The sequence below is a fragment of the Cytophaga sp. genome (assembly GCF_051961495.1).
In the GTDB taxonomy this organism is placed as follows: domain Bacteria; phylum Bacteroidota; class Bacteroidia; order Cytophagales; family Cytophagaceae; genus Cytophaga.
This window is the reverse complement of sequence record NZ_JBQCDF010000218.1, coordinates 26577-46298: the sequence shown is the minus strand read 5'-3', so window position 1 is coordinate 46298 and position 19722 is coordinate 26577. Positions and strand designations below refer to the sequence as shown.

Below are 19722 nucleotides of genomic sequence, written 5' to 3'. Positions count from 1 at the left end.
CCAACTCCCGCCACCCCCCACACAAACCCAACTCCTGACAAACACACCCAAAAAAGAAACACCGGACGATTTTAACATTGCAGTTTTACGGGCAATTTTTTCTGTTGTATATATATTGCTGCTGCCAATGGGTGGCTACCGCGATTACAGACCGTTCATACTCCGCAGAGATACCATTCTTCCGGTTTTGGTGTTGATGTATTTTTGCTGGGGCGCTTCTTCCGTATTGCTTATTAAACTGTTCAAAGGTTTAGTAAAAAGAATTTATATCTGCTTTTTAATTGGTATCTCATTCTTTTACATGAAAAAAGATACTGTACCGACATACACAAATACCTGCGAAAAAGAATACCTGCAGGAGCTGGCCATCAAATCAAAAGGTCCGGAAAAATGTATAAAACTGAAAAGAGATTGTACGGTCATTAACTGGGGATTCACCGATAGCTGTGAGCAGTCGGAGCTTCTCGGGTCGATGCTTTATTACTGGCACATCACATCCAGAAACATAGAATTTTGCCAACCCGAAGAAGAAAAAAAATAATGGCACGCGATCATGCCTGTAAACAGTTTTTGATCGCGTCGCATACATATTCAGTTTCTTCTTTTTTCATTCCCGGATAAATCGGCAGGCTTAGAACCGTTTCAGCCAACGTTTCAGTTACGGGTAAACTTCCTTTTTTGATATTTAAAAATTCGTAGGCTTTTTGCAGGTGCGGGGGTACCGGATAGTGAATACCTGTCTGCACACCGTATTTCTGCAGCTGGTCTTTCAGTTCATCTCTTCTTTCCGTACGCACCACATACTGATGATAAACATGTGTACTGTCCGGTGATGAGACCGGAAGTATCAGTTCCGGAATTTCTTTAAGCGCTTTAGAATAAATTTCAGCAATCTGTGCGCGCTCTTCGTTCCAGCGGTCCAAATGATTTAATTTGATCGACAAAATTCCCGCCTGTATTTCATCAAGGCGGGAATTGATGCCTGTTGTTTCATAAAAATATTTTTCTTCCGAACCGTAATTACCGAACATTCGGATCTGTTGTGCAAGTGTTTCGTCGTTGGTGGTTATAGCACCGCCGTCACCGTATGCGCCCAGCGGTTTCACCGGATAAAAACTTGTTGCATTCACAACTCCGAAACTTCCGGTTTTTCTTCCTTTATAAATTGCTCCGTGTGCCTGCGCATTATCTTCAATCACGTATAGATCTTTTTTTTCAGCAAGAGCAAGGATCTTATTCATCTCGCAAGGCAAACCGTATAGATGCACAGGAATAATTGCTTTGGTTCGCTCTGTAATCTTTGTTTCAATTTCTTCAGCCGTGATATTGAATGTATGCGGATCAGGTTCTGCCAATACCGGTAAGGCACCCACTTGTGTAACGGCTAACAATGTCGCAATGAAACTATTTGCGGGAACGATAACTTCGTGACCCTTTCCGACTTTTAATGCCCTCAGTGAAAGTGTAAGGGCATCGAGTCCGTTGCCTACGCCAACACAATGTCTTACGGAATGATATGCAGCATATTCTTTTTCAAATTGAGTAACACGCTCACCCAATACATACCAGGCATCGGCATGCAGTTCTTTATAAAAGGCCTGCACTTCTCTTTCGATTTCAAGATTCTGATGTGTTAATGTAAAAAAGGGAATGTGTTTCATAAATTACGCTTCATCTGTTCTTTAAATATAAATGTTTATTTCAAGAAATTAGTCAGCCTGAGGATTAACTCTCCAAGGGGTTTGAACCCTTTGGACAGTTTCTTGCTCGTCAGGAAAAATAAACGCCTTAACTTTTTAGTTAAGGCGTTTAAAAAAATTAATTGTTGAGTATAGGAATTAAAATCGGAGTGGAAGCAACTTTTACTTCTTCCCAAACCCCGAGATAATTTTTGCGCATTACTTTTTTCGGTGTTACAAAAATCATGTCTTTGTCCTGCAGGTTCTGTGATTTGCCGCCCATACTTACCTGCTGTTCCGTCGGTGTCATTTTCCCAAGACCCGGAACCTGTTTTCTACCACGGCCAAAATCAATTTCCCATTCGGTAACTTTATAGTAACAATCTTCCGGCTGGCTGGCAGCAAAGTCTGCATCAGCAATGGCTTTGATCGAAATGTTTTTTAAAGCCAAGGAAGAAATTCCGGTGCGGGCATTTACCAATTGTCCGTTTACGCGCACTTCAATCGTTGGCTTCGGAATTGCTTTTACTTTAAATGCTTCCTCTCCGATAAATTGTCCTTTGTTGTACACAGCAACTTTTGTTGTCGGAGAACTTGGTATAATATATACACGTCCTTTTGTACCGGTAGATTTAACCGTTGCACCCGTGGCTTTAAATTCCGGATTGTATTCTGCACCCAGTGCCGGCACCATGATATCTACTTTATTTCCGCAGTTAAAATACAAACCTGTCTGCGCTGCCGATTGAATCTGGATCACAGGCTTTACCACAAAATATTCTTCTGTAACGGTGTACACCGTGTCTTTGCCATCCGGTTTTTTAACTTTGATCTGTGCCGTCCATGTCTTTTTTAATAAACCTTCGGCATTGTATGCGCCACCGCTTGCAAGAAAATTATAAGCACCGATACCTTCCGGATTCACAGCCAGATTTTGTGTGCCTACCTGCATCACTGGTTGTTGCGAGGTAGATGTTGCCGCCATCATCACTTCTGCTTCATATTTCGTTCCGGCAGGAATATATTTACTCGTTGCACGTACAACCGGTTTCAGACTATTCACTTTAAAATCACCACGGCCAACGTCTGTCATATACTGCGTCATCAAGGAGCTTTCCATATTGGTAACTTTTGTTTCCAGGTCACTGATCACAGCCATGGCTGCAACCAGGGGCGTCTGCGCAAAATTCACCTGTGCAAAATCTTTATTCTTCTGGTCGGCTTTGTTTTTATAGATTGGATCATCTTTGGCATCAAGTGCAATTTTTGGAAAAGATTTTCCTGACAGTTTACTTACAAAGGCTACATATTCATTCAGTTTATTCTGCAGTTCGTATGCCTTGCCATTGGATTTATTGGTGCCAAGCATATACACTTCCACTTCGGTTTCTTCTTTCGCGCCTTTTAAATTACCTTCTTCGTCATAACCACCGGTCCGGTCTATCATTTCTGTTTTTAATTTTTCCATGTAGGTACGGATCTCCTGCGTCTTCTCGCGCAGTGTCAGTGCATTTTTTGCGAGTATAATTTCGTCACTCCGGTTGCCTCTTTCTTTTACAGCTTTCTGTATTTCAAACAAACGATCGCCGTTATAGATGGCGGCATTAGATACACCGGTTTCTATACTTTCATTCAATGCATAAAATTTTTCAATCACAGCAGAACTTACCTGCAAGGCAAGCAAGGCTGTCAGCACGAGGTACATCATACCAATCATGCGTTGTCTGGGAGTTTCTTTTCCTGATGCCATAATTCAAATCTGTTAAGTGAATAATTACTTGTTTGATTGAATAATGTGGAGGAATAAAAAAGATACATACTTCGATAAAAAAATATTTATCGAAGCATAATGTCTTTATAAATCTGTAACCAAACACAAGTGCTGCATTATGTTCTTTAATAAAATATTATGCTTATGAAAACAGTTGTTATATTTTGTTGCTGCAACGTTGGCTTGTTTCAGCTGCAAACCCATGAACCGGACCATCGGCATGCGTCAGGTATATGAGTATCCGGTTGTGTTTTCGAAACCACAAGCACCCGACTTAACAAAAATTTTATCTGTACCTGTACAGACATTTTATCTGGAGTCAAATGCTGATACCATATTCTATGGAAAAGAAGGAACCATACTTTTTATCCGTCCGGCTTGTTTAACATTGAGCGACAGTGCTGCAACAGGAAAAATAGAATTTGAACTGAAGGAGCTATATAGTAAGAAGGCGTTACTAAAAGAACGGGCGTATACGGTTTCAAACGGCAGTGTATTAGAGAGCGACGGTTCTGTTTACATCAATGCTTTTTCTGAAAACGGCGCTCCATTATATATTGCGTGTGAAGATGCCGTTAAAATACGCTTGCCAAAAGATATTCAAACAAACATGACATATTTTGAAGGCGTGAGAAACGAGGACGGAAATATGAACTGGAACCTGAGTGAGAACATCAATTCTATATATGAAGAAAGCTATACAGAATCTTTCATTGCAGAAGATGATGCGTACAAAGAAACGCAAATTCAAAAAAGTTTAAACACGTATTTTTTCTCCATCAAAAACTTCGGCTGGATCAATTGTGACCGTTTTTATGAGGATTCCCTGGAAAAAGCCAGTTTCGTGGCCACTTTTTTGGTTCCGGTGCCGGAAAAAAAATTTACAGAAGTATATAACTATATTGTATTTGATTCGTTGATGAGTGTAATTCCTTTATATAAAGATAATTCCGGACAATGGGTATGTCCGGATCTACCGGTAGGTGCCCCCGTTACCTGTATATCTATTCAGAAAACGGACACACATTTATATTATGGAATTGCAAAAACCCGGGTGGGCGATCGGGAGTCGTTCATCATTCAATTAAATGCAATTAATGAACAGGAATTGCAAAAACAATTGGATTTATCTCTTTAATGGGATAGATTTACAGGTATTTACAGAAGAATTTTATTCAAAAATGGCTTTTTCAGGCGTTTTAGAAAGAAAATTTTAATGTGTATATCGCTGTTTATGAACTGTGTCTAAATTCAAGTATCAAATTTCCTTTGATTTGTTGGATTTTAGATATAATGTGGATAAATTAGCACACTGAATTGGAAAATACTATCTATTAATTAAACAGGTTATGAAGAAAATGAATCGTGTTATCAAACATGCGGTTGTATTATTAGCAGGAGCTTCACTTCTTTTTTCGTGCAGCAAAGGGAACCCTACTAGTATGAATCCGGGAGGTTCCAGTACGACAACTGGAATGGCTTTCAATGAAGAAAATGGCTATCAGGTAGCAGATTATGCTGGTCAGCCGGAAGGTCCAAACTTAGTATACATTGAAGGCGGACGTACAGTTCTTGGTTCATTTGAAGAAGATTTAATGAAAAACGGTGACAACGTTGAAAGAACAGTTACTGTAGCATCTTTCTACATGGATGAAACAGAAATTGCCAACATTCACTGGTTAGAATATTTATTTTATGTTCAGCGTGACTCATCTCAGGAATTTTATGAGTCTGCATTGCCGGATACAACCGTATGGGCATCTGAACTTGCATACAACGATCCATACGTAGATCACTATTTCCGTTACCCAGGTTTCCGTTATTTCCCGGTGGTTGGTGTTAACTGGATCCAGGCGAACGACTACTGTGTATGGAGAACTACAGTAGTAAACAATCAGCTTGCACAAAATGCAGGTATGGAAGTTCCTGAAGGCGGTGGACGTATTCCATTGGAATCAGGTGTTGTTCTTCCAAACTACCGTTTACCATCTGAAGCTGAGTGGGAATATGCTGCTCAGGCACTTATCGGTAACCAGTGGTTAGATGAAAACCAAACACACAAGCGTTTATATCCATGGGATGGTCACGCATTACGTAACCCTTATGGAAAACAAATGGGTATGTTCCTTGCAAACTTTAAAAGAGGTCGTGGTGACTATGCCGGTATCGCTGGTAAGTTGAACGATGGTGCAATGATCACTACTTACATCTACGAATTCCCGCCAAATGATTTCGGTCTTTACTGCATGGCTGGTAACGTAAACGAATGGGTTTACGATGTTTACCGTCCGTTATCATTCCAAACATTTGATGATTTGAACCCATTACGTCGTAACGGTTTCTTAGATGAAGAAAAAGGATATGACAAAGCTGGTTTCCAGTCTTTAGTTGATGACCACGTACGTGTATACAAAGGTGGTTCTTGGAAAGACGTTGCTTACTGGATGTCTCCAGGTACAAGAAGATACATTGCTGAAGATTCAAGCACTGCAACAATCGGTTTCCGCTGTGCAATGATCCAGGCTGGTACAAACTATTAATAGATAGATTTTCATTCAAAAAAAATCCCTTCCCGATAATGTCGGGAAGGGATTTTTTTTTCTTTACATTTTCAATCCAATGTCGTTTAGTTAAGAATTAGTTTATCGAATTCAAATTACCTTAATGATACAGAAACCGTCCCATAAATGGGACGGCAATGAAAGCCGAGCCAGCATTAATATAATGCTTTGCACAGCTTTCATTACCGTTTGGCTTTAGCCAACGGTTTTAGAACAATAAAATATGCAGCCCCTTAACTAAACGACTTTATATTTTCAATCCACAACCATTGCCAGCAAGCCAACACTTACCTTTGCTGCTCCTGCTTTTTTCAATAATACACCACAGGCTTCCAGCGTAGCTCCCGTTGTTAATACATCATCAATCAGCAATACATGCTTACCCTGGATGCGGTCAATATTTTTAATCGCATATACTTCCTTCACATTCTGAAACCGTTTCGCCCGGGTGCTTTTTGCCTGGATAAATAAATTTCTTTTTCTGTACAGCACCTGTTCTTCCACCGGACATGATTCCAACACCGTTGTAAATCCCTGTGCAATTTTGGTCGCCTGGTTATATCCTCTTTTCCGCATTTTTGATTGATGGAGCGGAATTGGAATGATCACATCAATGTTTGCTTCAAGAAGCGATGCTTTTATGCGGTCTGCCCAGATAGCCGCAATTCGCGTGGCTATGTCCGGTGAATCCCCGTATTTAATCGCGTGCAGAATTTTCTGTGTTTTGTTCCGTGCATCAAACGACAGGAAAGCCCATACGAACGAAGGTCTTAATTCTATTGACAAACGGATGTATAGTGACTCGGGTGAATAATCTTCATTCACCAGTGGCAAGGTACTCAGGCAGGCGGCGCACACATCGGTCTCTCCCTGCTTCAGGCCTGATTCGCAGACAATACAATGTGGCGGATACAATACATCCGATAAACATGCGGAAAAAGACCCGATGCTTTTAAAAAGATTTTTCATAAAAAATATTCCCTTCGCTGATTGGTTCGTAAATTAGTATTTCCTTTGATAAAAAGTATATGGAATTTGAAGATCTTGATCTGAACAAAGACTGGAAGCGTTTGATGTACTTTTTTATCCGCACCACAGGTAAAAAGCCCACAACAAACACGCTGTTATTTCTTATTGGTGTAAATGAATTGGGAAAAGGTAAAAAAACTTTTTCCAAAGAAGAGAAACAAGATCTCATGCACATTGCCACCTGCAAACTGTTAAGCCTTTCCGGGTATTATGAATGGGAAGGACTGGATTCAGACGGCTGGCCGCATTATAAAATTGTTAAATCTTTACCTAAGCTTACCCTCGAAGAACAGGAAGATTTGTTGAAACTGCACATGATTGAGTATTTTGAAGAGCAGATTCAGGAAGAACGCGCGCGTGAAAATAATGCCAGGGATGTGAGCCATTTGAAACCAGTCATAAAACCCAAGCCATCTCCTTCAGCTGAAGAAGACAATACTACAAACGAATGAAAATTATTACCTATAATGTGAACGGAATCCGTTCCGCGATCACAAAAGGTTTGCTGAACTGGGCACAGGCAACCAATGCGGATGTATTGTGTTTCCAGGAAATCAAAGCAACTGCCGACCAGATTGATGCCGAAGCTTTTAAGACCATGGGTTATACTGCTTATGCTTTTCCGGCACAGAAAAAAGGCTACAGCGGCGTAGCCATATTCACCAAAGAAATTCCTAAGCATGTACAGTTTGGCTGCGGCATAGAAAAATATGATTTTGAAGGAAGGGTTATCCGGGCTGATTATTCAAACTTCTCCGTATTAAATGTCTATATGCCATCTGGCTCCAGCGGCGAAGACCGGCAGAAATTTAAATTCGAGTGGATGGATGATTTTCTGGTATATGTCTCTGAATTAAGAAAAACTTTTCCTAACTTAATTGTATGCGGTGATTATAACATCTGCCACAAAGCAATAGACATACACAATCCAAAGTCGAATGCGAAAACCTCAGGCTTCTTACCCGAAGAACGCGAGTGGATGGACAAATTCTTCGAATCCGGATTCATTGATTCCTTCAGGCATTGTAATCAGGAACCCCACCACTATACCTGGTGGAGTTACCGGGCCGGTTCAAGAAGTAAAAATCTGGGCTGGCGTATTGATTATCTTGCAGTAACAGAACCGCTGAAACCGAAAATTGTCAGGAGTGTGATTTTACCCGACGCCGTACATTCCGATCATTGCCCTGTTTTGTTAGAAATTATTAGTGAATAAAATTTGTTTCTATTCAGAATTTGGTATATTGCTTTACTAAAAAAACTAACGTTTCTTCGGCTTATTCCGTAGAAGCGAAATAAAATCGAGTACAAAAAATAATTACTTACGATACAATGAAAAAATCGTTATTACCACTTTTACTAGCAGTTCTTGTAATGGGTTCCTGCTCCAATGACAAGGACGGAAGATCTGAAAATGCTGAAGCATTAATAGAAGCCAAAGGCGGTAAATACTCTGGTGGAATTTTTAAATACAACGAAGCGGAGTTCCTTAAAAACTTATTCCCTCATAACATTACAGATGCTACTTCTTACAGAATTGCATCTCAGGTTTATGAAGGCTTGATGAAGTTTACACAAGACTCATTGCATCTGACAAACGGTTTGGCAGAAAAATATACCATTGACGAATCAAAAACAGTTTATACATTCACACTTCGCAAAGGTGTTAAGTTCCACGACAACGCTTGCTTCCCGGATGGTAAAGGCCGTGAGTTCACTGCAGAAGATGTTAAATATTGCTTCAGCCTGCTTTGTACTTCCAACCCACAGCAAAACCAGGGTTTCAGTATGTTCCAGGGTATCCTGAAAGGTGCTGATGCTTATTATGAAGCAAGTGCAGGTGGTAAAAAACCAGCGTTTGAAGTAGAAGGTATCAAGGTAATAGATAAATACACAATCGAATTCACACTTGTTGAACCAAACTCTATTTTCCTTTACAACTTAGCCCGTCCGTTCACATTCATCTTTGCTAAAGAAGCATACGAGAAATACGGACAGGAAATGCGTGTTAAAGCTGTAGGTACAGGTCCATTTGTTGTTTCAAGCATCGACGAAGGAACTTCTGTAAATTTATTAAGAAACCCGAACTACTACCTGAAAGACGAAGACGGCAACCAGTTACCATACTTAAATGGTATTGCTGTTAAATTCTTAAAAGACCGTAAAATTGAATTGATCGAATTCAAAAAAGGAAACTTCGATATGATGTACCGTCTTCCAACAGACTTCATCATTGACATCGAAGAACAATCTGTTAAGAAAACCGGGGAATACGGTCTGTATGATTTACAGAAGAACCCGGAAATGGCTGTACACTTCCTTTCTTTTGCTAACCAGGGCAAGATGTTCAGCAACGTAAATCTTCGTAAAGCAATTTCTTTCGGTATCGACAGAAAAATGATCCTTGATAAAGTTCTTGACGGTGAAGGTGACGCTCCAGGTTTCTGGGGTATTACACCGGTTAACGTTTTCCCTGAATACGATGCTAAATCAATTTCCGGTTATACATTGAACCTTGATTCTGCTAACTATTATTTAAAGAAGGCTGGCTTCAAGAGCGGTGCTGATGTTCCTAAAATCGTTCTTGAGTTAAACTCAGACGGTGGACGTAACGAAGCTGTAGCTGCTGAAGTAAGAACACAATTGAAAAACAACCTGAACATCACAATCGAAACAAATGTTGTAACGACTGCAACATTGATTGATAACATGATCGGTGGTAAATCAGATTTATTCAGAGTAGGCTGGATCGCAGATTATCCTAGTCCGGAAAACTTCTTATGGTACCTATACGGTAAAAACGTTCCTGCAAATGCATCAACTTCATCTTATCCAAACATGGCTCGTTACAAAAACAGCAAATTTGATGAGTTGTACGAGAAAGGTCTTAAATCACAAACAACTCAGGAAGCGTATAAATATTTCCTAGAAGCTGAAAAAGTTGCCATGACTGAAGCTCCAATCGTAGTTCTTTGGTACGATGAAGCATACAGATTAATGCAGCCAACAGTTAAAAACTTCCCGAACAACGCAATGCAATACAGAGATTTCACATCCGTTTATTTAACTCCGTCTAAAAACGAAGCAAAATAACAGCTGAGAAACTTCGTTAGAAGTAAGTACTGATATTTATAAAACCCGTAATAATTTCTTCAGAGAAATTTTACGGGTTTTTTCTCATACATTTAATCCGTTTGTTTACTACTGGATATTAAAATGATACATGGTAATACATACAATGAACTATTAGCCAACCTCAGGCAATACAAGAAGAAGTATTACCTGAACCGATTGCTTCGTGGCTCATTAATAACCGTCGGACTTATATCAACGGTCTTTTTGGCTCTTGCTTTAACAGAACACTTCGGCCGGTTCAACAGCTTTGTACGCTTATCTTTTTTACTGCTGCTGGCTTCGAGTACTGTCTACACCTTAGGCAGCTGGATCGTTACTCCCATCATTAAATTATTTCATCTGGATAAAGCCCTTTCCAACGAAGAGGCTTCCAAACAAATCGGCGCATTCTTCCCTGAAATAAGCGATAAGCTTATCAATACCCTGCAACTGCAAAACAGTAATAACGCTGCTGCCAATGATCTCATCTCGGCAAGCATCCGGCAAAAGACAAAAGAGCTGAATATGTTCACTTTTTCAGGCGCAATTGATTTGTCTGAAAACCGTAAATATTTAAGGTATGCATTGCCACCTATATTTCTTATAATCATATTATTAATTGTTATACCAACTTTATTAACAGAGAGTGCAAACCGTATAATCAAATATAATAGCCAATTTTTGGTTCCGGCGCCGTTTCAGTTCAACGTTTTGAATAAAAACTTTTCGGTTTACAAAAATCAGGACCTGGAAATTTCGCTCGAATTGACAGGCAATGAAATTCCCGAGCAATGTTATATTTTGGTTCACGGCCAACGCTACAAACTCAGGAAAAAATCCGAAGGTGTTTTCAGTTACGATTTCAAAAATGTACAGCGCAACGAAGACTTCCGTTTTGAAGCTGCCGGATTTTTGTCTCAGGAATACGAACTGGAGGTAAGTGTCAAGCCCGATATTTTAGGCCTGGATATCGTTCTGGAATTTCCTGCCTATATAAAAAAACAATCAGAGTCGATTAAAAACGGTGGCAACCTCACCGTTCCTGAAGGAACCGTTGCCACGTGGAACATTGAGACGATCCATACAGATCAACTTGATGTGGCTTTTGAAAGCGAAAAAAATAAACTGGTTCAGAATGAAAAATCCGGTGACCGGTTCAGCTTCAGAAAGATGCTTAAAAACGACGACAAATATTCGATTCAAATTAACCGGAACAAAGGTGCTGAAATTTTGCCCATCCAATATGCAGTGCATGTAGTTAAAGATCAGTATCCTAACATTCTGGTCGAAGAATTCCGTGATTCAACCTTGCTGGAAGAAATTCAGTTTGGTGGTTCATTATCAGATGATTATGGAATTAACCGCTTACTGATTCAATATGCTGTCAAGGACAAAAACAAGAAGGTTATTCAGAAAGGAACGAAGAATATCCCTATCGATCGTGGAACACCAAACCAAACGTTTTACAGCACGTGGAACATCGATTCCATAAAGATTGCTCCGGGGCAGGAATTGGAATATTATCTGGAAGTGTTTGACAATGATGGAGTAAACGGTTCAAAAAGTACAAAATCAACCTTATTCTCCTGGAAAATACCAAGCAAGGAAGAAGTAGAACAAGAGCTTAAAACAAGCTCAAGTTCAGCCTCAGAACAATTCCAGGACATTGCTGAGCAGGCCAAGCAGTTACAAAAAGAAATGCAGCAGCTGGAAGAACGCACCAAAACCAAAAAACAACTTTCATGGCAGGACAAACAAGCGATGGAAGAAATGGTCAAAAAACATCAGGCACTTGAAAAGGAACTGCAGCAGTTAAAAGAAAACTTAAATAAACTTCAGGAAAAGCAAGACAAATTTGACCCTGCCTCACAGGAGTTGGCTGAGAAAATGAAACAGCTGGAAAAGCTCATGAATGAATTGCTGGATGAAGAAACGAAAAAACTGATGGATGAACTGGAGAAATTGCTCCAGGAAAATGCCAAAAAAGAGGATATAGACAAAACCATGAAGGACTTATCGAATAAAGATAAGTTCCTGGAAAAGGAGATAGAACGGAATCTGGAAATATTCAAACAGATGCAGTTTGACCGGGCGCTGGAAAACAATATCCAAAAACTGGATGAGCTTGCTAAAAAGCAGGAAGAACTTTCTGAAAAAACCATGGAGCAGAAAGGGTCCAAAGAAGAATTACTAAAAGAACAGGAAGAGTTAAATAAAGAGTTTGATAAGCTGCAGGAGGACATGAAGCAGCTCGATGAGCTGAACAAGGAACTGGAAGATAAAAAACCGCTTGAAAACCTGGAGCAGGAAAAGCAGGAGATTGACCAGGAGATGCAGAAAAGCAGCGAGCAATTGGGTGGAGGCCAGAATAAAAAGGCTGGTTCGTCTCAAAAGAATGCTTCAGATAAGATGAAACAGATGTCGGCCAAGATGCAGGAAATGAAAGCCAACATGGCAGCTGCGCAGGCGGAGGAAAACATGAAAGATTTGCGTCAGATTCTGGATAACCTGCTACATGTATCTTTTGACCAGGAAGCCCTGATGAAGGAATTCCGTAAGGTACAGCAGACCGATCCGCGTTATATTACCCTTGGGCAACAGCAGTTAAAGCTGAAGGACGACAGTAAGATTATCAAGGACAGCTTATATGCGTTGGCGAAACGAGTTCCGCAGATTGAGGCGTTTGTAACGAAAGAAGTATTGGCCATGAACCAACACATGGATGCTGCCGTACAACACATCAAAGAGCGTCGTCCGGATCTGGCTGCTTCTGATGAGCAGTACGCGATGACGTCGATGAACAACCTTGCCTTGATGCTGAATGAAGTATTAAAACAGATGCAGCAACAGATGGCCAGCAGTCAGCCGAAGATGGGCAATGCGCAATGCAACAAACCAAAGCCGGGCTCTACGGGTAAGCCTAAGCCGGGTAACATGAGTCAGATGCAGCAGCAGCTAAGCCAAAAGATTGAGCAATTAAAGAAAAGCGGATTAAGCGGAAAGAGTTTGTCTGAAGAACTGGCGAAGCTTGCTGCCGAACAGGAGATGCTGCGTAAGTCGCTGCAGGAAATGGAACAGATGATGAAAGAACAAGGCGGTAATCCAAGCAATGAAATTAAGAAACTGAGTGAGATGATGGAACAGACAGAGCGAGATCTGGTGAACAAAAATATCACCAATGAAACGATTATGCGTCAGCGTGAGATCCAGACCCGATTACTGGAAGCGGAGAAATCAATGCGGGAAAGAGATTGGGATAATAAACGGGAATCTAAAACAGCAGACCAGAAGCCAAATGATTATCCGCCGTCGCTGGAGAAATACCTGAAAGCAAAAGAAAAACAATTAGAACTGATTAAAACAATTCCTCCTTCTTATACGCCTTATTTCAAAGAAGAAATAGACGATTATTTTAAAACACTGGAGTGACGTGAATAAAATAAACCGGTTAAGATTATACTTATTTTAGTTGAGCTTAGACTTTATTTTGTTATTAATTATCAATGAAATAACTTGCATTAATTTTAAAGAACACATGGAATCCTTGCGCATACAGATCCCTTCATTAGTAGAAAACATTCGCATCGTTGAAAGTTTTATTGATAATGTTAAAGATACATTTGAGATAGATGACGATATCTATGGTAACATCATGGTTGCTATTACCGAATCGGTTAATAATGCAATCCGTCATGGCAACAACGAAGACGCGAAAAAAAATGTAACGTTAACGGCATCCTGCACAGAAAACGTATTGGTGTTTACTGTTGAAGATGAAGGTCCGGGTTTTAATCCTGATACATTGCCGGACCCAACGGCTCCTGAGAATCTTGAGAAAGTTGGCGGACGTGGAATCTTCCTGATGAAACATTTAGCTGATGAAGTTAAGTTTTCAAACGAAGGGCGTAAAGTTGAGCTAACATTTTTCAATAACTAGTTTTGAAAGAAGAATCCATAAAATTCTTTACTGAAGATACCTCATACCAGTTGAGGCAACGCAGCGAGATTCGCACCTGGTTAAAAAGCATTGCAAAAAAGGAGAAGTATTCAATTCTTGAACTCAATTACATTTTTTGTTCAGACGAATATCTTCTTCAAATGAATAGAGATTTTTTAGACCACGATTACTATACAGACATCATAACCTTTGATAACAGTGAAATTCCCGGAAAGATTGAAGGAGATATTTTTATCAGTATAGACCGTGTAAAGGACAACGCACAACAACAAAAAACAAGTCTGAAAGATGAACTGCATCGTGTACTGGTACATGGCCTGCTGCATTTAACTGGATATAAAGATAAAACCAGTAAGGAACAGGAAATCATGCGGAAAAAAGAAGACTCGTCTCTATCTTTGCGCAGGTTCTGAATAAAGGGTTTATTTACCCCAAAGCAGCCTGTTATTCCTTAAGAATTTATACTTAATCATCGGTACACATTAGATACAATGCAGATGTTCCACGTGGAACGCAGGGAGATAATTAAATCAGAAAGGAATTAAGATTAAGACAGAATTGTTGAATGAAAGTTTGAATAAGTGTCGAGAAAAAACCAATCAGGTGTCAGGCTTACTTCCCAACCGAAAGAATCACAAACTGAGGCTTTACAATAGAACCCATGTTCCACGTGAAACAGGTTCTGAGACTAAAGACTTGAACGACTCAGCAAGAACGTTCCACGTGGAACAATTACTATTTGATGTTTTAAAATAAGGATAATAAGAACGTTCTTCGAAAATACTGTTGCTTCAGAATGGGCGAAGTCTATATGTAATGTTCCACGTGGAACACAGCATTCAAAAGGCTTTCTCAGAAAAAGTGAAAAATAAAGAATGTTCCACGTGAAACATAAAAAGGGTATCAAAAAGGTTAAAGGCCAATTTAGCGATATTTGGATTAACGTTCCACGTGGAACAATTAAGATAAAACAAACAGATAACAGATTAGGATATGTTTCCTGAATACGATGTAATAGTTGTTGGCGCCGGACATGCAGGTTGTGAAGCTGCTGCTGCTGCTGCAAACATGGGATCGAAAGTATTGCTTGCAACCATGAATATGCAGACTATCGCCCAGATGAGTTGCAATCCAGCTATGGGTGGTGTAGCAAAAGGACAGATAGTACGTGAAATAGATGCCTTGGGCGGTTTATCCGGAATCGTATCAGACAAATCCATGATACAATTCCGTATGCTGAACCGTTCTAAAGGTCCTGCGATGTGGAGTCCGCGTACACAGAACGACCGACATATGTTTGCCTGGGAGTGGCGCATGCAACTGGAAGCGCTACCTAATGTAGACTTCTGGCAGGAGATGGTATCGGGCCTATTGGTGAAAGATGGTAAGGTATGCGGCGTACGTACAGGTTTAGGTATAGAAATTCGTTGTAAATCGGTTGTACTGACTAATGGGACTTTTTTAAATGGTATTATTCATATTGGAGAGAAACGCTTAGGCGGTGGTAGAACAGGCGAGAAGGCTGCAACAGGTATTACCGAACAATTAATCGAGCTAGGTTTTGAAAGCGGAAGAATGAAGACCGGGACTCCACCCAGGGTTGATGGAAGAAGTCTGAATTATGCCGTTATGGAAGAACAGCAGGGAGATGAGAATCCTTCCAAATTCTCTTATTCAAAAGAAACAAGTCCGCTTACAATACAACGTTCCTGCCACATCACTTATACTAACCAGGCAGTACATGAAACTTTGAAAGAAGGCTTTGATCGTTCACCAATGTTTACCGGAAGAATCAAAGGCCTTGGACCCAGATATTGCCCATCGGTAGAAGATAAGATCAATCGTTTTGCTGATAAAGAGAGACACCAGATCTTTGTTGAACCGGAAGGCTGGAATACCGTCGAAGTGTATGTAAATGGTTTCTCTACTTCTTTACCTGAAGATGTTCAGTACAAAGCACTGACTAAAATAGCAGGATTTGAGAACGCTAAAATGTTCCGTCCGGGTTATGCGATCGAATACGATTTCTTCCCGCCAACACAATTGCAATTAAGCCTTGAAACACGGCTTGTAAAGAACTTATTCTTTGCCGGACAGATAAACGGAACAACCGGGTACGAAGAAGCCGCCTGCCAGGGATTAATGGCTGGAATCAATGCACATAAGTCTGCCAGGGAAGAGGAACACCTGATCTTAAAACGTTCCGAAGCTTATATCGGGGTATTGATCGATGACCTTGTAAATAAAGGTACTGAAGAACCATACCGTATGTTTACCTCAAGAGCAGAGTACCGCATCCTGTTAAGACAGGATAACGCCGATCTTCGTCTTACACCCATTGGTTATAAAATCGGCTTGGCGAAGGAACAACGTTACCAGGATATGCTGCAGAAAAAATTCCAGAGCGAGAAGCTTGTTGAAGAAATTAAGAATACCAAAATACAGCCTGATACTGCTAACCCGATCCTGGAAGAAAAAGGTTCAGCTCCTGTTAGGGAAAAAGTAACCTTATACAATCTGCTTAAGAGACCTAATATGGAAATAGAAGGTTTTGCAGGAAAGGTAAGTGAAATAGGAGAAATGCTGAAACCCTATACACAGGAAGAAATTGAACAGGCTATGATCGAAGTAAAATACAGAGATTATATCGACAAGGAAGAACAAATGGCTCAGAAGATGACCCAGCTTGAAAACCTTGCCCTTAATCCGGATTTCGATTATAAAAAAATACAGGCCTTGTCTTTAGAAGCAAGGGAAAAACTAAGCAGAATAAAACCAGCAACCCTGGGACAAGCTTCCAGGATCAGTGGAGTGAATCCTTCAGATATTTCGATATTAATGATCTACATGGGTCGATAAAATAATAATATGTCAGTACAAATTACCAAATGCAATTACTGTGAATGCGATGACCTGACATCCATTCTGAAAGTTACCGATCACAGTGTTTCGAAAGAACCTTTTGAATTATTAGAATGCTTTTGCTGCGGATTGATTCATACCAATCCCCAGCCTGCAGAAACCGAGATCGGCAGATACTATCAGTCTGATGCCTACGTTTCACATACAGATACCAAAAAAGGATTCATTAATAGTTTATACCATATAGCCCGTAAATGGACCCTTGTTAAAAAAAGTAATCTGATTAAAGAGTACCATATAAAAACCTCCCTGCTTGATATTGGTTGCGGCACCGGATACTTTGCAGAATTCATGGCAGAAAAAGGATTCCAGGTAGATGTACTTGAACCGGATGCTGAAGCTGCTAAACAAGCAGAACAGAAACTAAATAAGAAGCCTTACAATTCTTTAAATGAAGTTAACGGCAAGTATAAAGTAATAACCATGTGGCATGTCTTTGAACATGTACATGATATCAATAAAACATTTGAAAGCTTAAACAATCTGTTAGATAAAGACGGTATCCTGGTTATAGCAGTACCGAATCCCGAATCTCCGGATGCTCAGCTTTACCAGGCAAATTGGGCTGCTTATGATGTACCACGCCATTTATACCATTATAAAAAAAGTGTCATCAAGCAGATTGCGAACAGGTATGATATGAAAGTGAATAAGATTGTACCAATGAAGCTGGATAGCTATTACATTAGTATGCTGAGCGAAAAATATAAAAATGGATCGATTGTAAAAGCATTCTGGAATGGATTTATTTCAAATGTAAAAGCAGGAGCAAACAATACCTCAAGTCTCATTTACATAATCGAAAGAAAATAATGGTAAAGATTTATTTACTGCTTTTTAGTTGTTTCCTTTTTGCCGGGTGCGCAAATATCGTAAACCCAACCGGCGGACCTCGTGATACCGAAGCACCTAAGGTGTTATTTTCTTACCCGAAAAACGGACAAACCAATTATAAAGGAAATTCCATTGTTCTGAATCTGAATGAAGAAATTGCCGACAATCAACTCAGCAATAAAATTCTGGTAAGTCCAACCATTGAAGGAAGGTATACTGTAAAGATAAAAAAGGGGATGGTCAAATTAAGCTGGACAGATACCCTTAAAGAAAACACAACTTATACCTTCAATTTTGTAGAAGGTATAAAAGATCTTACTGAAGGCAATACTGTCAAATCCTATAGCGTAACCTTTTCTACCGGGCCCGACTTAGATTCCAATACTTTTTTAGCTTCTATAAAACAAAACGGATCAGCATCGGCTGCTGATCAGAAAATATTACTTTTCGAAAAAACAGATAGCGTACAAAAACTGCTCAACAAAAAACCTGAATATGTCGGAATTATAGATTCAGGAAAAGTAAAAATGACATACTTAAAAGAAAAAGAGTATACAGTAATTGCTCTTCAAGACAATAATAAAAATAATAAGTGGGATAAAAATGAGGCAGTAGACATTAAAAATTTAACTATAAAAAATATAGTAAAAAACGAATTCAATGTACAACCAACCATACTTGACTCAACAAAATTAATTTCTGTAAATGCCCAAAATAAAATAATCAATTTAATATTTACCAAAGGGTTACAGAAAATTTCTGTAAAAGATTCAAACGGCAAATATTTACTCACAAAAGAATCACCACGCAAATATTATATACAGAATGAATATAATTTAACAGATAGTATAAAAATACAAATTGAATTTGTTGATTCTATGGGTATAAGTGGTCAATTTGAAAAACTTACAAAATTTAAAAATATTGATTTACAAAAAGATAAGGATTCAATTATAAACATCAGAAATACCAACAAAAAATACCTTTTAAGCCCAAAATTTGATTCAATACAATTTTCAACAGATAAAATCTTTAAAGATGTACAACCGGTAATTATTGCACCAAAAAATGTAAGCTATACACTGACAAATAATTACACTAATTTTACATTAAAATTTACCGGGCAGAAAGAACTGGATTCTATTAAAATAAACATTCCGAATAAATCACTTTCATCTATATATAATGAATATAATAAAGAATTCAACCAGGTATTAGTAACAGGTGAAGAAAAAGAATTCGGTAACCTTCATTTTGAGTTAAAAACATTAAGTACAAACTACATTGCTTACCTTGAAAATGAACAACATGAGATTATTTATACAAGTAAAAATAAACCGGTAAATATTCTAAAGAATCTTATTCCAGGAACTTATACATTGTTTGTGCATATTGATGAAAACAATGATGGCGTTTGGAATGCTTATGATCCAATCAACAATATTGCTGCAGAACCTATCTACTATTTTAAAGAACCACTTGTAATACGGGCAAACTGGGATTTAGAAGATATACAAATGATATTTTAAACATATATTATTAACATTCTGTAGATAAGCATATTTACTATTTTACTGAATAAAAATTATCCATATATAACGTGTGAATAAGAGTATAATTAACCACAAAAGATGGTATTGTGTTGTGCACTCAAAAACTGGAAAGTGAATAAAATGGAAAATGAAAAAACAATGTTGACAGCTGTGAATATCCACAGGAAGAATGAACAAGAAGTTCTATGTTGATATCGCTGTATATATATATTTGAGTACTTTTTATAGTTGTTACTTAAAATATAAAATTCTTATCTTCTGATACTTATCATATGGATAAACTGTTATTAATGTGTATATC

Annotated in this window: 14 protein-coding genes and 1 pseudogene; 12 read left to right on the top strand and 3 right to left on the bottom strand. The window is 39.0% G+C overall.

Annotation, left to right across the window (positions count from 1 at the left end; translation table 11 throughout):
* On the top strand, window positions 1-541 hold a 541-nt coding region (locus tag ACTHJT_RS12100), incomplete at its 5' end, for a hypothetical protein (protein WP_440238508.1).
* 10 nt (window positions 542-551) lie between these two features.
* On the opposite strand, the gene ACTHJT_RS12095 is transcribed toward ACTHJT_RS12100, so the two are convergent.
* Both ACTHJT_RS12095 and gldM read right to left on the bottom strand, forming a co-directional pair.
* Window positions 552-1661 (bottom strand): DegT/DnrJ/EryC1/StrS family aminotransferase, encoded by a 1110-nt coding sequence (locus ACTHJT_RS12095; protein WP_440238506.1) that lies wholly within the window; start codon window positions 1659-1661, stop codon window positions 552-554.
* A gap of 157 nt (window positions 1662-1818) precedes the next feature.
* Window positions 1819-3429: a gliding motility protein GldM gene (gene gldM, locus ACTHJT_RS12090; RefSeq protein ID WP_440238504.1), complete on the bottom strand. Its 1611-nt coding sequence runs from the start codon at window positions 3427-3429 to the stop codon at window positions 1819-1821.
* 223 nt (window positions 3430-3652) lie between these two features.
* Here gldM and ACTHJT_RS12085 point away from each other — a divergent pair, with 223 nt between their 5' ends.
* Entirely contained in the window at window positions 3653-4588 is a 936-nt protein-coding gene (locus ACTHJT_RS12085) for a hypothetical protein (protein ID WP_440238502.1), read from the top strand.
* Between the two features lie 211 nt (window positions 4589-4799).
* Window positions 4800-5990 (top strand): gliding motility lipoprotein GldJ, encoded by a 1191-nt coding sequence (gldJ, locus tag ACTHJT_RS12080; protein ID WP_440238500.1) that lies wholly within the window; start codon window positions 4800-4802, stop codon window positions 5988-5990.
* A gap of 276 nt (window positions 5991-6266) precedes the next feature.
* Here gldJ and ACTHJT_RS12075 read toward each other — a convergent pair whose 3' ends face one another.
* Window positions 6267-6980, bottom strand: a complete 714-nt coding sequence (locus ACTHJT_RS12075; RefSeq protein WP_440238498.1) for a ComF family protein — start codon at window positions 6978-6980, stop codon at window positions 6267-6269.
* A 59-nt stretch (window positions 6981-7039) separates the two neighbouring features.
* Between ACTHJT_RS12075 and ACTHJT_RS12070 the strand changes: the two genes are divergently transcribed.
* From ACTHJT_RS12070 to ACTHJT_RS12030, 9 genes and pseudogenes are all read left to right on the top strand, one after another.
* Window positions 7040-7492 carry a hypothetical protein gene (locus ACTHJT_RS12070; protein WP_440238496.1) on the top strand — a complete coding sequence of 151 codons (453 nt, stop codon included), beginning with the start codon at window positions 7040-7042 and terminating at the stop codon, window positions 7490-7492.
* Entirely contained in the window at window positions 7489-8256 is a 768-nt protein-coding gene (locus ACTHJT_RS12065) for an exodeoxyribonuclease III (protein ID WP_440238494.1), read from the top strand. The genes ACTHJT_RS12070 and ACTHJT_RS12065 overlap by 4 nt, the downstream gene beginning before the upstream one ends.
* Before the next feature lie 116 nt (window positions 8257-8372).
* A complete protein-coding gene (locus tag ACTHJT_RS12060) occupies window positions 8373-10133 on the top strand; it encodes an ABC transporter substrate-binding protein (protein ID WP_440238492.1) in 1761 nt (586 codons plus the stop codon).
* 123 nt (window positions 10134-10256) lie between these two features.
* Window positions 10257-11717: pseudogene (locus tag ACTHJT_RS12055) on the top strand (DUF4175 family protein); the annotation flags it as partial.
* A gap of 1972 nt (window positions 11718-13689) precedes the next feature.
* The gene (locus ACTHJT_RS12050; RefSeq protein ID WP_440238490.1) at window positions 13690-14091 is read left to right on the top strand and encodes an ATP-binding protein; all 402 of its coding nucleotides are present in this window, start codon (window positions 13690-13692) and stop codon (window positions 14089-14091) included.
* 2 nt (window positions 14092-14093) lie between these two features.
* Window positions 14094-14525, top strand: coding sequence for an rRNA maturation RNase YbeY (gene ybeY, locus ACTHJT_RS12045; RefSeq protein WP_440238488.1), 432 nt, complete (start codon window positions 14094-14096; stop codon window positions 14523-14525).
* 580 nt (window positions 14526-15105) lie between these two features.
* The gene (gene mnmG / locus ACTHJT_RS12040) at window positions 15106-16971 is read left to right on the top strand and encodes a tRNA uridine-5-carboxymethylaminomethyl(34) synthesis enzyme MnmG (RefSeq protein ID WP_440238486.1); all 1866 of its coding nucleotides are present in this window, start codon (window positions 15106-15108) and stop codon (window positions 16969-16971) included.
* Between the two features lie 9 nt (window positions 16972-16980).
* Complete coding sequence (locus tag ACTHJT_RS12035) at window positions 16981-17847, top strand: class I SAM-dependent methyltransferase (RefSeq protein ID WP_440238484.1); 867 nt, start codon at window positions 16981-16983, stop codon at window positions 17845-17847.
* Window positions 17847-19397 carry an Ig-like domain-containing protein gene (locus ACTHJT_RS12030; protein WP_440238482.1) on the top strand — a complete coding sequence of 517 codons (1551 nt, stop codon included), beginning with the start codon at window positions 17847-17849 and terminating at the stop codon, window positions 19395-19397. The genes ACTHJT_RS12035 and ACTHJT_RS12030 overlap by 1 nt, the downstream gene beginning before the upstream one ends.
* The last annotated feature ends 325 nt before the right edge of the window (window positions 19398-19722 follow it).

Excerpts from the sequence above, each read along its gene's own strand:
- ACTHJT_RS12095 (WP_440238506.1), bottom strand. The coding sequence starts at position 1,661 with ATGAAACACATTCCCTTTTTTACATTAACACATCAGAATCTTGAAATC.
- gldM (WP_440238504.1), bottom strand. The coding sequence starts at position 3,429 with ATGGCATCAGGAAAAGAAACTCCCAGACAACGCATGATTGGTATGATG.
- ACTHJT_RS12085 (WP_440238502.1), top strand. The coding sequence starts at position 3,653 with ATGAACCGGACCATCGGCATGCGTCAGGTATATGAGTATCCGGTTGTG.
- gldJ (WP_440238500.1), top strand. The coding sequence starts at position 4,800 with ATGAAGAAAATGAATCGTGTTATCAAACATGCGGTTGTATTATTAGCA.
- ACTHJT_RS12075 (WP_440238498.1), bottom strand. The coding sequence starts at position 6,980 with ATGAAAAATCTTTTTAAAAGCATCGGGTCTTTTTCCGCATGTTTATCG.
- ACTHJT_RS12070 (WP_440238496.1), top strand. The coding sequence starts at position 7,040 with ATGGAATTTGAAGATCTTGATCTGAACAAAGACTGGAAGCGTTTGATG.
- ACTHJT_RS12065 (WP_440238494.1), top strand. The coding sequence starts at position 7,489 with ATGAAAATTATTACCTATAATGTGAACGGAATCCGTTCCGCGATCACA.
- ACTHJT_RS12060 (WP_440238492.1), top strand. The coding sequence starts at position 8,373 with ATGAAAAAATCGTTATTACCACTTTTACTAGCAGTTCTTGTAATGGGT.
- ACTHJT_RS12050 (WP_440238490.1), top strand. The coding sequence starts at position 13,690 with ATGGAATCCTTGCGCATACAGATCCCTTCATTAGTAGAAAACATTCGC.
- mnmG (WP_440238486.1), top strand. The coding sequence starts at position 15,106 with ATGTTTCCTGAATACGATGTAATAGTTGTTGGCGCCGGACATGCAGGT.
- ACTHJT_RS12035 (WP_440238484.1), top strand. The coding sequence starts at position 16,981 with ATGTCAGTACAAATTACCAAATGCAATTACTGTGAATGCGATGACCTG.
- ACTHJT_RS12030 (WP_440238482.1), top strand. The coding sequence starts at position 17,847 with ATGGTAAAGATTTATTTACTGCTTTTTAGTTGTTTCCTTTTTGCCGGG.